This is a genomic window from Staphylococcus sp. KUGN1, assembly GCF_045984185.1.
Classification (GTDB): Bacteria; Bacillota; Bacilli; order Staphylococcales; family Staphylococcaceae; genus Staphylococcus; species Staphylococcus warneri_A.
Genome location: NZ_JBJQIL010000001.1, coordinates 320,776 through 334,348 on the forward strand (window position 1 = coordinate 320,776; position 13,573 = coordinate 334,348).

Annotated in this window: 16 protein-coding genes; 13 read left to right on the forward strand and 3 right to left on the reverse strand. The window is 31.6% G+C overall.

Annotation, left to right across the window (positions count from 1 at the left end):
- Positions 1-3 precede the first annotated feature (3 nt).
- The 4 genes from ACJQQZ_RS01640 (at position 4) to ACJQQZ_RS01655 (ending at position 3,809) form a co-directional block, all read left to right on the forward strand.
- Positions 4-831 (forward strand): sulfite exporter TauE/SafE family protein, encoded by an 828-nt coding sequence (locus ACJQQZ_RS01640; protein WP_002450840.1) that lies wholly within the window; start codon positions 4-6, stop codon positions 829-831.
- A gap of 91 nt (positions 832-922) precedes the next feature.
- A complete protein-coding gene (locus ACJQQZ_RS01645) occupies positions 923-2,242 on the forward strand; it encodes a bifunctional metallophosphatase/5'-nucleotidase (RefSeq protein ID WP_124228464.1) in 1,320 nt (439 codons plus the stop codon).
- 84 nt (positions 2,243-2,326) lie between these two features.
- On the forward strand, positions 2,327-3,244 hold the full coding sequence (gene lipA / locus ACJQQZ_RS01650; RefSeq protein WP_002450838.1) for a lipoyl synthase: 918 nt from the start codon (positions 2,327-2,329) through the stop codon (positions 3,242-3,244).
- 190 nt (positions 3,245-3,434) lie between these two features.
- A complete protein-coding gene (locus tag ACJQQZ_RS01655; protein ID WP_002450837.1) occupies positions 3,435-3,809 on the forward strand; it encodes a YutD family protein in 375 nt (124 codons plus the stop codon).
- Positions 3,810-3,885: 76 nt separating this feature from the next.
- On the opposite strand, the gene ACJQQZ_RS01660 is transcribed toward ACJQQZ_RS01655, so the two are convergent.
- Positions 3,886-4,152: a DUF3055 domain-containing protein gene (locus ACJQQZ_RS01660; protein WP_002450836.1), complete on the reverse strand. Its 267-nt coding sequence runs from the start codon at positions 4,150-4,152 to the stop codon at positions 3,886-3,888.
- A 104-nt stretch (positions 4,153-4,256) separates the two neighbouring features.
- Between ACJQQZ_RS01660 and hepT the strand changes: the two genes are divergently transcribed.
- The 8 genes from hepT to dltD all read left to right on the forward strand — a co-directional run bounded on the left by hepT (position 4,257) and on the right by dltD (position 11,102).
- On the forward strand, positions 4,257-4,688 hold the full coding sequence (gene hepT, locus ACJQQZ_RS01665; RefSeq protein ID WP_002450835.1) for a type VII toxin-antitoxin system HepT family RNase toxin: 432 nt from the start codon (positions 4,257-4,259) through the stop codon (positions 4,686-4,688).
- Positions 4,689-4,690: 2 nt separating this feature from the next.
- Positions 4,691-5,470 (forward strand): TIGR01457 family HAD-type hydrolase, encoded by a 780-nt coding sequence (locus ACJQQZ_RS01670; RefSeq protein WP_002450834.1) that lies wholly within the window; start codon positions 4,691-4,693, stop codon positions 5,468-5,470.
- Positions 5,471-5,498: 28 nt separating this feature from the next.
- The gene (locus ACJQQZ_RS01675) at positions 5,499-6,461 is read left to right on the forward strand and encodes a 2-hydroxyacid dehydrogenase (RefSeq protein ID WP_124228462.1); all 963 of its coding nucleotides are present in this window, start codon (positions 5,499-5,501) and stop codon (positions 6,459-6,461) included.
- A 355-nt stretch (positions 6,462-6,816) separates the two neighbouring features.
- Positions 6,817-6,969, forward strand: a complete 153-nt coding sequence (locus tag ACJQQZ_RS01680) for a teichoic acid D-Ala incorporation-associated protein DltX (protein WP_002466673.1) — start codon at positions 6,817-6,819, stop codon at positions 6,967-6,969.
- 14 nt (positions 6,970-6,983) lie between these two features.
- Positions 6,984-8,441 (forward strand): D-alanine--poly(phosphoribitol) ligase subunit DltA, encoded by a 1,458-nt coding sequence (gene dltA, locus ACJQQZ_RS01685; protein ID WP_124228461.1) that lies wholly within the window; start codon positions 6,984-6,986, stop codon positions 8,439-8,441.
- Complete coding sequence (gene dltB / locus ACJQQZ_RS01690) at positions 8,438-9,652, forward strand: D-alanyl-lipoteichoic acid biosynthesis protein DltB (protein WP_145505864.1); 1,215 nt, start codon at positions 8,438-8,440, stop codon at positions 9,650-9,652. The genes dltA and dltB overlap by 4 nt, the downstream gene beginning before the upstream one ends.
- A 17-nt stretch (positions 9,653-9,669) precedes the next feature.
- Positions 9,670-9,906 (forward strand): D-alanine--poly(phosphoribitol) ligase subunit 2, encoded by a 237-nt coding sequence (dltC, locus tag ACJQQZ_RS01695; protein WP_002433359.1) that lies wholly within the window; start codon positions 9,670-9,672, stop codon positions 9,904-9,906.
- Positions 9,903-11,102: a D-alanyl-lipoteichoic acid biosynthesis protein DltD gene (dltD, locus tag ACJQQZ_RS01700; RefSeq protein WP_124228459.1), complete on the forward strand. Its 1,200-nt coding sequence runs from the start codon at positions 9,903-9,905 to the stop codon at positions 11,100-11,102. The genes dltC and dltD overlap by 4 nt, the downstream gene beginning before the upstream one ends.
- A 66-nt stretch (positions 11,103-11,168) precedes the next feature.
- On the opposite strand, the gene ACJQQZ_RS01705 is transcribed toward dltD, so the two are convergent.
- Complete coding sequence (locus ACJQQZ_RS01705; protein ID WP_124228458.1) at positions 11,169-12,161, reverse strand: YeiH family protein; 993 nt, start codon at positions 12,159-12,161, stop codon at positions 11,169-11,171.
- A 124-nt stretch (positions 12,162-12,285) separates the two neighbouring features.
- Between ACJQQZ_RS01705 and ACJQQZ_RS01710 the strand changes: the two genes are divergently transcribed.
- Positions 12,286-13,122, forward strand: coding sequence for a LysR family transcriptional regulator (locus ACJQQZ_RS01710; RefSeq protein ID WP_124228457.1), 837 nt, complete (start codon positions 12,286-12,288; stop codon positions 13,120-13,122).
- A 131-nt stretch (positions 13,123-13,253) separates the two neighbouring features.
- Here ACJQQZ_RS01710 and ACJQQZ_RS01715 read toward each other — a convergent pair whose 3' ends face one another.
- Positions 13,254-13,496, reverse strand: a complete 243-nt coding sequence (locus ACJQQZ_RS01715) for a NifU family protein (protein WP_002433501.1) — start codon at positions 13,494-13,496, stop codon at positions 13,254-13,256.
- Positions 13,497-13,573 lie beyond the last annotated feature (77 nt).

Consider the following 13,573-nt stretch of genomic DNA (forward strand, 5'->3'; position numbering starts at 1 on the left):
TAAATGTTATTAACGATTTTATTATTAATTATCATTGGTGGATTGTCAGCGATTATAGGTTCAATAGTAGGTATTGGCGGAGGCATCATTATTGTACCTACATTAGTCTATCTTGGAGTCGATCATAGTATATTACATGGTATTACGACTCAAATCGCAATAGGGACATCGTCTGTCATTCTCATTGTGACTGGGTTGTCATCCTCATTAGGCTATTTAAAGACGAAACAAGTTGATATAAAAAATGGCTCTATTTTCTTATTTGGATTATTACCAGGGTCATTAATTGGGTCTTTTTTAAGTCAATATTTAACATTAAAGTCATTTAATCTCTATTTTGGGATATTTATGATTTTTGTAGCCATATTGTTAATGGTAAGACATAAAATTAAACCATTTAAAATATTTAATAAACCTCAATACGAAAAAACATATATAGATGCAGAAGGTAAGACATATCATTATAGCGTACCACCATTCGTTGCTTTTGTTGCTACTTTATTGATCGGTATTCTTACAGGATTGTTTGGTATTGGTGGAGGTGCATTAATGACGCCGTTAATGTTAATTGTATTTAGATTTCCACCGCATGTAGCAGTTGGAACAAGTATGATGATGATTTTCTTTTCAAGTGTGATGAGTTCAATTGGACATATCATACAAGGTCATGTAGCTTGGGATTATTCAATTGTTCTTATTATTTCTAGTTATATAGGCGCTAAAATTGGTGTTAAAGTCAATCATTCGATTAAGTCTGACACAGTCGTCATGTTGTTACGTACTGTAATGTTGCTAATAGGTGCATATTTAATTATTAAATCTATTATTTAAAAGTTAAAAGTACATATAATCTATTCGTTTTAACGATACATGTTACATTATATATGACCTTATAAAATCATTTTAAAAAGGGGGAAGTATTTTGAAGTTAACTATATACCATACTAATGATATTCATAGTCATCTCAACGAATATGCACGTATTCAATCATATATGACAGAACATCGCTCAAAACTTCAACATCCCTCACTATATTTGGATATAGGTGATCATGTTGATTTATCAGCACCGATTACACAAGCAACCCTAGGAAAGAAAAATATAGAATTATTAAATGAAGCTAAATGTGATATTGCAACAATAGGTAATAACGAAGGTATGACAATTTCGCATGAGGCATTACAAAATTTATATACAAATGCACAATTTGAAGTGATTTGTGCTAACGTATTTGATGAAGAGGGACGTCTGCCTAACCGTATAGCATCATCATATATAAAAGAAATAGATGGTGTACGTATATTATTTGTAGCGGCAACAGCACCATTTACACCATTTTATAGAGCTTTGGATTGGATTGTTACAAATCCACTCGAATCCATCAAAGATGAAATTAAAGCAAACGATGGACAATATGATGTACTAATTGTAATGAGTCATGTAGGTGTATTTTTTGATGAAAAATTATGCCAAGAAATTCCGGAAATTGATTTAATTCTTGGTAGTCATACACATCACCATTTTGATCATGGCCAAATGAATAATGGAGTCTTAATGGCAGCAGCTGGGAAGTATGGACATTACTTAGGAGAAGTGAACTTAACAATTGAAAATAAAAGCATAACTCGGAAGACTGCGTGCTTACATCCGTTAGAAACGTTACCAGAAGTTCAAACCAACTTTGATGAGGAAGGAAAGGCGATGATGCGTACGCCAGTTGTGAATCACCCGCTTAAGTTAGATAATAAAACAGATGTAATCACAAAAACGTCGTATTTATTAGCAGAAAGTGTCTATGAATTCACAAATGCAGATTGTACAATTATAAATGCAGGTTTAATTGTAAAAGGCATTGAAGCGGATGAAATAACGGAATTTGATATTCATCGCATGTTACCTCATCCCATCAATGTTGTAAGAGTAAAATTGACAGGCGAAGAACTTAAAGAAGTCATTGTTAAAAGTCAAAAGCAAGAGTATATGCACGAACATGCTCAAGGCCTTGGATTCCGTGGAGATATTTTTGGGGGATATATTTTATATCGATTAGGTTTTATTGAATCAGAGGGACGTTATTTTATAGATGGAAAAGAAATACAAAATGATGAACATTATATTTTAGGAACAGTAGATATGTATACATTTGGTAGATATTTCCCATCGTTGAAAGGACTTCCAACAGAATATATAATGCCCGAATTTTTACGAGATATATTTAAACAAAAGTTACTGGAATTTTAAAATAACAATAGATTAGATTTTAATTTACTGTTAATTTCGTTATAATAATAAAGAGAGAGATTAAACAGGAGGGTATGCGTTGTTATGGCTACAAAAAATGAGGAAATACTACGAAAACCAGATTGGTTGAAAATAAAGCTAAACACGAACGAAAACTATACTGGCCTTAAGAAAATGATGCGCGAAAAGAATTTACACACTGTTTGCGAAGAAGCAAAGTGTCCAAATATACATGAGTGTTGGGGAGAAAGACGTACAGCTACATTTATGATTTTAGGAGCTGTATGTACACGTGCTTGTCGTTTCTGTGCCGTTAAAACTGGTTTGCCTAATGAGTTAGATTTAAATGAACCAGAACGTGTTGCAGAATCAGTAGAATTAATGAACTTAAAACATGTTGTTATTACTGCTGTAGCTCGTGATGATTTACGTGATGCGGGTTCAAATGTTTATGCTGAAACAGTAAGAAAAGTTAGAGCAAGAAACCCATTCACTACAATCGAGATTTTACCGTCAGACATGGGTGGTGACTACGACGCGTTAGAAACTTTAATGGCATCTAAACCAGATATCTTAAACCACAATATCGAAACAGTTCGTCGTCTAACACCTAGAGTTCGTGCTCGTGCAACATATGATCGTACGTTAGAATTCTTACGTCGTTCTAAAGAATTACAACCAGATATTCCTACAAAATCAAGTTTAATGGTTGGCTTAGGGGAAACAATGGAAGAAATTTATGAAACAATGGATGATTTACGTGCTAATGATGTAGATATTTTAACTATAGGCCAATATTTACAACCATCACGTAAACATTTAAAAGTTGAGAAATATTACACACCATTAGAATTTGGTAAAATGAGAAAAGTAGCAATGGAAAAAGGATTTAAGCATTGTCAAGCAGGACCATTAGTACGTAGTTCTTATCATGCAGACGAACAAGTTAATGAAGCTGCAAAAGAAAGACAACGTCAAGGTGAAGAACAATTAAATAGCTAATCATAGTAATGACATTCATTAAATGAAGTTGAATGTTTTGATAGAACCACTTTCTTTATGAGAATAAATGAAGTGGTTCTTGTTTTTTAGATTATTTATGTAGTATACGAAAGTGAGTAAAATTGTATATTAAAGGCTAAAATTGTTAAAATAGAGACATAATCATTCGAAAAGTGGATTAGGTGAAAAAATGATAAAAGTAGAACAACAATATTTTGAATTAATAGAAGATTATAGAGCATGTTTCGATGAAGAAATATTTGCCAACAGATATTCAGATATATTAGATAAATATGATTATGTCGTAGGAGACTTTGGATACGATCAATTACGTTTAAAAGGATTCTATAAAGATACAAACAAAAAAGCTGAAATCAGTAAACGCTTCTCAAGTATTCAGGACTACTTATTAGAATATTGTAATTTTGGGTGTCCTTATTTTGTAGTAAAGCATTTATCTAAAAATGAAGTGAAACAACAAATAGATGATCCAGCAATTATAGATCAAGAAGATAAATTGCATGATGTTAAAATACAACCTACAATCCAAGATACTGAAAAATAAAACAATAAATTAACAATATTCAATAAAAGTAAATCTCCCTCTGTAAACGCTAGCGTAAACAGAGGGAGATTTACTTTTATTGAATAACCTCATTTAGATATTCAATGATTTCATCGCCTTCTTCAGCTGATACCCCAAGAATATGAGCGATATAACCTTCCTCTTCAATATCATCTGAACCTATGATACCAAATTTATTAGTTTGCATATTTAAGACAAGTGTTTTTCCATAATGACGATCTGTTTGTACTAACATTAAGTCGTATCGACTATGTTCTCCAACAAAGCCAACGAATTGAACTTGGCTTTGTTCTTCATCATCATATAAATACATATCAATCATTTTTATGACCCCTTTAATACGAAATTTACTAAAGTTAGTATAACGACAAATGAAGTGTACTGCAAAGTTGTGATATGATTAAGATAATAAGAGGTGACTAAGGAATGTATTTTGTAGATAAAGATAAACTATCAGAAAAACTAAATTACTTACAACAATTAACAAATGATTATGAAACAAATAAAACAAATCAATATGCATTTGAAAGAATTGCACAAATGTTAATCGAATCTTCAGTCGATATTGGCAATATGATTATTGATGGATTCATTTTAAGAGATCCAGGTAATTATAAAGATGTTATCGATATTTTAGAATTGGAAAACGTCATTTCAAAAGAGACACAAGAGCATATTAATCAAACTGTTGATGTTAGAAAGCAATTTGCACACAACTACATTCAACTAGATACTAAGGAAATTGAACCGTTATTTGACCATGCATTACCATATTATAAACAATTTATTAATGAGGTTGTGCAATTTCTAAATAATGAAAATGTTCCAATTACTGCATTTGGTAAAGGAGAGAATTAAGCGTGAAGCATTACAAGGCATATTTAATTGATTTAGATGGAACGATGTATAAAGGTACGGATGAAATTGATGGTGCAAGTCAATTTATTGATTATTTAAATCAACATCAAATTCCTCATTTATATGTAACAAACAACTCAACAAAAACACCTGAACAGGTCGCAGCAAAACTACATGAAATGAACATTGATGCATCAGCTAATGAAGTGGTTACATCTGCATTAGCAACTGCAGATTATATCTCAGAAAAATCACCAGGTGCTTCTGTTTATATGTTAGGTGGAGAAGGTCTACATACTGCGCTTACTGAAGCTGGACTTGAAGTTAAAGATGATGAAAATGTAGATTATGTGGTCATAGGTTTAGATGAAAATGTAACGTATGAAAAACTTGCGATTGCAACACTAGCAGTCAGAAACGGTGCAACATTTATTTCAACAAATCCAGATGTCTCAATACCAAAAGAGCGTGGTTTTTTACCTGGTAATGGAGCGATAACAAGTGTTGTGACAGTATCTACTGGGGTTCAACCACAATTTATCGGTAAACCGGAAACAATCATTATGGAAAAATCATTAGATATACTACAACTTGATAAACAAGATGTGGCAATGGTTGGAGATTTATATGATACTGATATTATGTCAGGCATTAATGTTGGTATTGATACGATACATGTACAAACAGGTGTAACAACATTTGAAGAAATTCAAACAAAAGATGTACCACCAACGCATTCATTCAAAGATTTAAATGAAGCCATTACCGAATTAGAAAAATAAATTTATGAAGGTGAGAGGAGATTGTAAATTGAATAAAATTATTGTAACACGTCAAATCCCTCAAAAATTCATATCACAATTAGAAGACATCGCAGAGGTAGTCGTTTGGAATGAGTCTTTGATACCCATGCCTAGAGATAAATTTTTAGCGGAAGTACAAGATGCTATAGCATGTTTTATCACATTAAGTGAAACAATAGACGAAACATGTCTTGCAAATGCATCACATCTAAAAGTAATCGCAAACATGGCAGTAGGATATGATAATATTGACGTTAATATAGCTAAACAAAAAGGTATCATAGTTACTAACACACCGGAAGTACTTACCGAGACAACTGCTGAATTAGGTTTTACTTTAATGTTGGCAACTGCACGTCGAATTGTTGAAGCAGAAAAATATGTTCAAGATGGTCAGTGGAAGAGTTGGGGGCCATATTTATTGTCAGGAAAAGATGTCTATGGATCAACAATTGGTATATTCGGAATGGGTGACATTGGAAAAGCATTTGCCAAACGATTAAAAGGGTTCGACACTAACATTCTTTATCATAATCGTTCCAGACATGAAGATGCAGAACGTGATTACAACGCGTCATTTGTATCATTTGAAGAACTATTAGAGAACAGTGATTTTGTTGTTTGTACTGCGCCCTTGACGGACGAAACTAAATACAAATTCAATGCCGAAGCTTTTGCAAAGATGAAAACAGATGCCATTTTTATCAATATCGGTAGAGGTGCAATTGTGAACGAAAATGATTTAGTACATGCATTGAATACTGGACAAATTTTGGCATGTGGACTAGATGTGTTGGAGCAAGAGCCGATTGATGTAGAGCACCCACTACTTAAAATGCCTAATGTAGTGATTGTTCCTCATATAGGAAGTGCCTCAGAATATACGCGAGATCGTATGGTGCAATTGTGTGTTGATAATATTAAAGCAGTTCTTAATAATGAACCAGCCATAACACCTGTATCAAGTTAAATAATATATAAAAGCTTGTTTACTTAGATAGAAAAGTAAACAAGCTTTTTGATTGAATAATGGCTAATCTAACAATTTTGTTATATGATCTGTAATTGTTTAATTCACGCTTAAGATTTAGAATAATAATATTCACTAAATAAATACTCATGCATAAGATAGATATCAAGACATTGGATTAAGCAGATAGTGGTTTTAATGTTTAAAATTTGTTTTGAATTTCACTCGAAGAATGAGTATAATGAATTATAAAAATAAAATATAAATTATTAATTATATATCGGATTTGTTTAAAGAGACTATGAATCATTTATAGCTTTAAATAAAGATATTTAAATTTTAGGAGAGGTGCCAAATGAAGTCCAAAGGTAAGGAACCTACGAATAAGTATTACCTAGCAATGAAACCGTACCTTTTAACATTGTTATATTTAGCAATATTTATAGCACTATATTTAATTTATGGAAGCGGAGATACACAGAATAACTTCATTTATAATGAATTTTAATGAGGGAGAAAACTATGACAGATATTATTAATATTCTCAGTCAATTGAGTAAAGAACAACCAGACGCAATTGCAGTAAGACATACGACTGAAGAAATCACTTATAAAGAACTAGATGAATTTTCTAGTAAGCTTGCACATCAACTTCAAGGTAGTCAACAACCTATGATTTTATTTGGACATATGTCGCCATTTATGATTGTAGGAATGATTGGTGCAATTAAAGCAGGATGTGGATATGTACCTATCGATACGTCAGTGCCAGAAGAACGTGTGAAGATGATTATCGATAAAGTACAACCTGAATATATCTTTAATACTACTGATTACACTTTGGAACAACAAAGCGCTCAAGTTATCACAATTGAAAACGTTGAGAATTCACAAGACCCTGTAATATTTGATAGCCAAATGAAGGCTAATGATGTTGTATATACAATCTTCACATCAGGTTCTACAGGAGAACCTAAAGGTGTACAAATTGAATATGCAAGTTTAGTTGAATTTGCGGAATGGATGGATTCATTGAATCAATCTGGGAATGGTCAAGAGTGGTTAAATCAAGCACCGTTTTCATTTGATTTATCTGTAATGGCTATTTATCCATGTTTAGTTTCAGGAGGTACATTAAACTTAGTTGATAAAGATATGATTAATAAACCTAAATTATTAAATGATATGTTACAAGCGACACCAATTAATATTTGGGTTTCTACACCATCATTTATTGAAATGTGTTTATTATTACCGACTTTAAATGAAGAACAATATGGTAGCTTGAATCACTTCTTCTTCTGCGGAGAAATTTTAGGACATAGAACTGCTAAAGCGTTAGTAGATCGATTCCCTAATGGTACGATTTATAATACGTATGGACCTACAGAAGCGACAGTTGCAGTGACTAGTATACAAATTACACCAGAGGTACTAGAACAATATAATCCACTTCCAGTAGGTGTTTCTAGACCAGGTACTAAATTGACGACAACTGAAGATGGTGAATTAGTTATTCAAGGTCAAAGCGTCAGTGTTGGATATTTGAAAAACGAAGAAAAAACAGCTGCTGTGTTTAATTTTGAAGATAGAGTAAGAACTTATCATACAGGTGATAAAGCTAAAGAAGAAAACGGCTTATGGTTTATACAAGGTCGAATCGACTTCCAAATTAAATTAAATGGTTATCGTATGGAATTAGAAGAAATAGAGTCGCAATTACGTGATTCTGACTTAATACGCGAAGCCATAGTAGTACCAGTATATAAAAATGATAAAGTCATTCATTTGATTGGTGCGGTCGTATCAACACAAGAAGTTGAAGATGACAGACAAATGACTAAAGCTATTAAAGACGAACTGAAATCACGCTTACCAGAGTACATGATTCCGAGAAAGTTTGTTTGGATGGAGCAATTACCATTAACATCTAATGGTAAACTTGATCGTAAAAAGATTGCTGAGGTAGTTAACGGATGATACCTTATGGCACATTTACATTCTTCTTAATATCATTTATTGTACTTATTCCTGTTATAATTCTTGGCTTTTTAGGTAAGCGAAGCTATATATATAACGGTATTAGTACGGCATTTATGATTGTATTTATCTTTTCTTCAGATAAGCACAATTTATTTGGACAAAAGTACTTAAGCGTACAGTTAATAAGTTTTATCATATATATCATTTGGCAAGTTGCCTTAATCATGTTTTATTATAAATCTAGACAGAAAAATAACACATTTGCCAAATTTGTAACTATCATGATTCTGTCTATATTACCTTTAGCATTAGTTAAAGTGTTACAAAGTACTTGGCTAGGTGGTCACCAAATTCATTTCCATGAAAGCAAATTAATTGAATTTGTAGGATTCCTTGGAATATCTTATGTGACATTCAAAAGTGTTCAATTGATTATGGAAATACGTGATGGGTCTATTAAAGAAATTAAAGTAGGGAAATTAATCCAATTTATATCATTCTTCCCAACTATTTCTTCTGGACCAATTGACAGATATAAACGATTTGTTAAAGATGATAAAAAGGTTCCATCTGGTGGAGAATACAGAGAATTAGTGTTAAAAGCGATCCACATGATTATGATAGGCTTTTTATATAAATATATTATTGCCTATTTCATTCAAGTATATGCGATAAATCCATTACAAATGAATTTACATGGATTCACACATATGTGGTTATATATGTATGCATATAGTTTTTATCTATTCTTTGACTTTGCAGGTTATAGTTTATTTGCTATAGCGCTTAGTTATTTATACGGAATTAAAACACCACCTAACTTTAATAAACCATTCCAATCTAAAAATATTAAAGATTTCTGGAATAGATGGCATATGACATTATCATTCTGGTTTAGAGATTGTATATATATGAGATCTTTATTCTATATGTCTCGTAAAAAGATGTTTAAGAGCCAATTAGCAATGTCAAATATTGCATTCTTCCTTAACTTCTTTATTATGGGGATTTGGCACGGTTTAGAAGTTTACTATATTGTATACGGTTTATACCATGCAGCATTATTTATAGGTTATGGTTATTATGAAAAATGGAGAAAAAAACATCCACCACGTTGGCAAAATAAATGGACTACAGCATTAAGTGTAGTGATTACTTTCCATTTTGTTGCGTTTGGCTTTTTAATTTTCTCAGGTAAATTTATTTAATAAAGGAGTAATTAATTATGGAATTTAGAGATCAAGTATTAGATTTATTAGCAGAGGTCGCAGAAAATGATATCGTCAAAGAGAATCCTGATGTAGAAATTTTCGAAGAAGGTATCATTGATTCTTTCCAAACTGTAGGTTTATTATTAGAAATTCAAAATAAATTAGATATCGAAGTATCAATTATGGACTTTGACCGTGATGAGTGGGCTACACCAAATAAAATTGTGGAAGCATTAGAAGAACTACGATGAAATTAAAACCTTTTTTACCAATTCTAATTAGCGGCGTTATTTTCATCATATTTGTCCTGTTACCAGCGCAATTGTTTACAGGATTGATAACTGATAAAACGCTTGCTAATAATAGAATTTCATTAACAGATCAAGTATTAAAAGGCACGCTCATTCAAAATCAACTTTATAAATCAGATAAATACTATCCAATTTATGGTTCTAGTGAATTAGGTAAAGATGATCCATTCAATCCAGCAATTGCCTTGAATAAGCATCACTCAGACAAAAATGTATTTTTATTAGGTACTGGTGGATCAACGGATTTGATTAATGCGGTGGAACTTGCGTCTCAATATGATAATTTAAAAGGTAAAAAATTAACTTTTATTATCTCTCCCCAATGGTTTACGAATCATGGATTAACTAACCAAAACTTTGACGCACGTATGTCACAAACCCAAATTAACCAAATGTTTAATCAAAAGGATATGCCAGAAGATTTGAAACAACGTTTCGCTAAACGTTTGTTACAATTCCCTCATGTCCATAATAAGGATTATTTAAAACAAGTTGCGAAAGATCCGAATAATGTATCTGGAAATTACATTTCAGCATTTAAAGAGAATCAATTAATTAAGATTGAAGCAATTAAATCATTATTCTCTTTCACTAAACCACCATTGTCTCATGTTGATCCTGCCACAGATGAAAAAGCATCATGGAGTCAAATGAGAAATAAAGCAGAAGAAATTGGTAAAGATAATACAAAATCTAATCAATATCATATTAGAGATCCATATTGGAAATTAATTAAAGGAAATAAACGTAAAGTTAAGCGTGATTATGAATTTAACGTTAATTCTCCTGAGTTCCAAGACTTAAAATTACTCGTTCAAACAATGAATAAAGCTGGTGCAGATGTACAGTATGTAAGCATTCCTTCGAATGGTAAATGGTATGATCATATTGGTATTGATAGTGATAGACGTCAAGCAGTCTATAAAAAAATTCATTCTACTGTCGTTGGTAATGGCGGTAAAATATATGATATGACAGATAAAGACTATGAAAAATATGTGATTAGTGATGCCGTTCATATAGGATGGAAAGGTTGGGTCTACGTTGACCAACAAATTGCTAAACATATGAATGATGACAAACAACCTAAAGTAGATCATAAAGATAAACAAAAGCATCAAGAAGATAACAAATAATAATAAACGCCTTTCAAGTATCAATGATGATAAACATCATCATATAAAGCTTGAAAGGCGTTTTTTTTAGAATATGGTTTGAGTGATAAAGTAACTTAGGATCGATAAACAAATAGATACAATAATAATAACGAGTAAGGGTTTTAAAGCTCTAGATTTTAAATCTTTAAAAGAAACATTTAATCCAAGTGCTACCATCGCCATTAGTAAAAAGATATTGGTCATGATTTCTAGTACTTTTAATAAAGCAGGTGGAAGTGAAATATATGTATTAATTAAAGCCATTGCAATAAAGCCAATTAAAAAATAAGGGAAATCGATACGATGTGATTGTTCACTGTCTTTATTTTTATATTTAACACATAATATAAAAATGATAATCACAGGTATTAATAAAAATACACGTCCTAATTTAGCTAATAATGCAATTTTTAATGAATCAATGCCTGCATAATTACCTGCTAATACAACCTGTGCAATTTCGTGCAAACTGGTTCCTGACCATATACCAAAATGAATAGGTGACATTTGAAGAATTGAATAGATTAATGTATAAAATAATGAAAAGACAGTACCGACTAATGCGATAATACCAACACTGATTGCTATATCTTTATCTCTAGACTTTATGACAGGTGCAATAGCCGCAATAGCTGCCGCCCCACAAATACCAGTCCCCACACCTAATAGAGTTGTTATTGACGTATCTGTTTTAAACAAACGACTTAAGGCATATGTCATAACAATGCTAAAAATGATAATACAGGCATCCATCAATAATAGTGGACCGCTACGTCCTAAAATTTCATCGATATTCAACTTGAGACCGTAAAAGACGATAGCGATTTTCAATAGTCGCTTAGAAGAAAATGTAATACCAACTTTGTATTGTTCAGGATATCCTTTGAAGTGACGATATAAAATTGCAATAAGTATCGCAATAGATAGTCCACCGACATGGTTAAGTATAGGTAATTTAGATAATGCCAGACTTAACATTGCAATACCAAATGTAAATAACATACCTATGAAAAAATATTTATGCTTGAGTTGAATCATGTGACGTTCCTCCTATAAGAGAAAGTTTAGCATTGTACTGTTATAACGTTAAATAAATATTTGATATAGTATACATAACAAAAGTGATATGATGAATATATATATTTTATTAAGGGGAATATCCATGGATCCATATAAAGTATTAATAGAAGTAGTAAAAACAGCAAATTTTACAAAAGCAGCTGCGCATCTGTACACATCACAGCCATCAATAAGTCGTGATATCAAACGACTTGAAACTAAGTATAATGTTAAAATTTTTGAATTTACTAGGCCATCGATTCGTTTAACATCAGATGGTGAGAAGATTTTAAAATATGCACTGCAACGAGAAAATATAGAGCGGGAACTTTGGCAAAATTTAAAAAATGATAAGAAAGATGTAGCGGGTGTACTATCTATAGGTAGTAGTTATACGTATGGTGAGCAATATTTATCACAAAAATTAATAGAAATTGCCAACCAATATCCAGAATTACATGTAAATGCATATTTAACTAATTCAGATACGGTCTTAGATAACGTTAAACATAATGTTGTAGACATTGGAATTGTAGAGAGAGAAATCCAAGATAATACCATTGATTTAGCATGTATATCGCAAGATGAAATGGTCTTAATTTACAATCAAAAAGTAGGCTTTGATGCGAAACAAATATGTTTTGTTCGAGAACAAGGGTCAGGTACAAGAATTTACCAAGAAATCGGTTTAACTAACTTATCATTACATCCATATTTAGTGGAAATTAATAGTAATCAAGTAATCGTTGATATGGTGAAGGCTGGTAAAGGATTTACAGTTATATCTAAATCTGTATTAGATGAAGAACATAATAATATATTAGCTGCTATCAAGTTAGACGTCTTTCGAAATTTTTATCTCATAAAGCATAAAGATAAATATCTAGATGTTAATTTGAAAGCTATTATTGAATTATTTCAATGCTGTTATGAAGATTAAACGTTACATTGAAATTAACGGAAATTGTAAACAAACAAAAAACACCCATCAATGGATTAATCGTCCAGAGATGGGATAAAACGAAATCAATTATTTTAAATTATATCTTTATATTACACTAACGAAAAACATTAGAATACTTGTTCAACTTCGATAACGCCAGGTACTTCTTCGTGTAACGCACGTTCAATACCAGCTTTTAATGTTATTGTTGAGCTTGGGCAAGTACCACAAGCACCATGTAATTGTAATTTTACGATGCCGTCTTCAACATCAACTAACGTACAGTCGCCACCATCACGTAATAAAAATGGACGTAAACGTTCAATTACTTCAGCTACTTGATCAAACATTGTCGCATTCTCAGTAGGCATGAGATATGTCTCCTTTCAAGTAAATTATTTCATTATCATTATTAGTACATTATAATAGATTAAGTAAGAAAAATCTA

Bases quoted from the DNA above. Each gene is read 5' to 3' on its own strand.
- ACJQQZ_RS01640 (WP_002450840.1), top strand. From the start codon at position 4: ATGTTATTAACGATTTTATTATTAATTATCATTGGTGGATTGTCAGCG.
- lipA (WP_002450838.1), top strand. From the start codon at position 2,327: ATGGCTACAAAAAATGAGGAAATACTACGAAAACCAGATTGGTTGAAA.
- ACJQQZ_RS01655 (WP_002450837.1), top strand. From the start codon at position 3,435: ATGATAAAAGTAGAACAACAATATTTTGAATTAATAGAAGATTATAGA.
- ACJQQZ_RS01660 (WP_002450836.1), bottom strand. From the start codon at position 4,152: ATGATTGATATGTATTTATATGATGATGAAGAACAAAGCCAAGTTCAA.
- hepT (WP_002450835.1), top strand. From the start codon at position 4,257: ATGTATTTTGTAGATAAAGATAAACTATCAGAAAAACTAAATTACTTA.
- ACJQQZ_RS01680 (WP_002466673.1), top strand. From the start codon at position 6,817: ATGAAGTCCAAAGGTAAGGAACCTACGAATAAGTATTACCTAGCAATG.
- dltA (WP_124228461.1), top strand. From the start codon at position 6,984: ATGACAGATATTATTAATATTCTCAGTCAATTGAGTAAAGAACAACCA.
- dltB (WP_145505864.1), top strand. From the start codon at position 8,438: ATGATACCTTATGGCACATTTACATTCTTCTTAATATCATTTATTGTA.
- dltC (WP_002433359.1), top strand. From the start codon at position 9,670: ATGGAATTTAGAGATCAAGTATTAGATTTATTAGCAGAGGTCGCAGAA.
- dltD (WP_124228459.1), top strand. From the start codon at position 9,903: ATGAAATTAAAACCTTTTTTACCAATTCTAATTAGCGGCGTTATTTTC.
- ACJQQZ_RS01705 (WP_124228458.1), bottom strand. From the start codon at position 12,161: ATGATTCAACTCAAGCATAAATATTTTTTCATAGGTATGTTATTTACA.
- ACJQQZ_RS01710 (WP_124228457.1), top strand. From the start codon at position 12,286: ATGGATCCATATAAAGTATTAATAGAAGTAGTAAAAACAGCAAATTTT.
- ACJQQZ_RS01715 (WP_002433501.1), bottom strand. From the start codon at position 13,496: ATGCCTACTGAGAATGCGACAATGTTTGATCAAGTAGCTGAAGTAATT.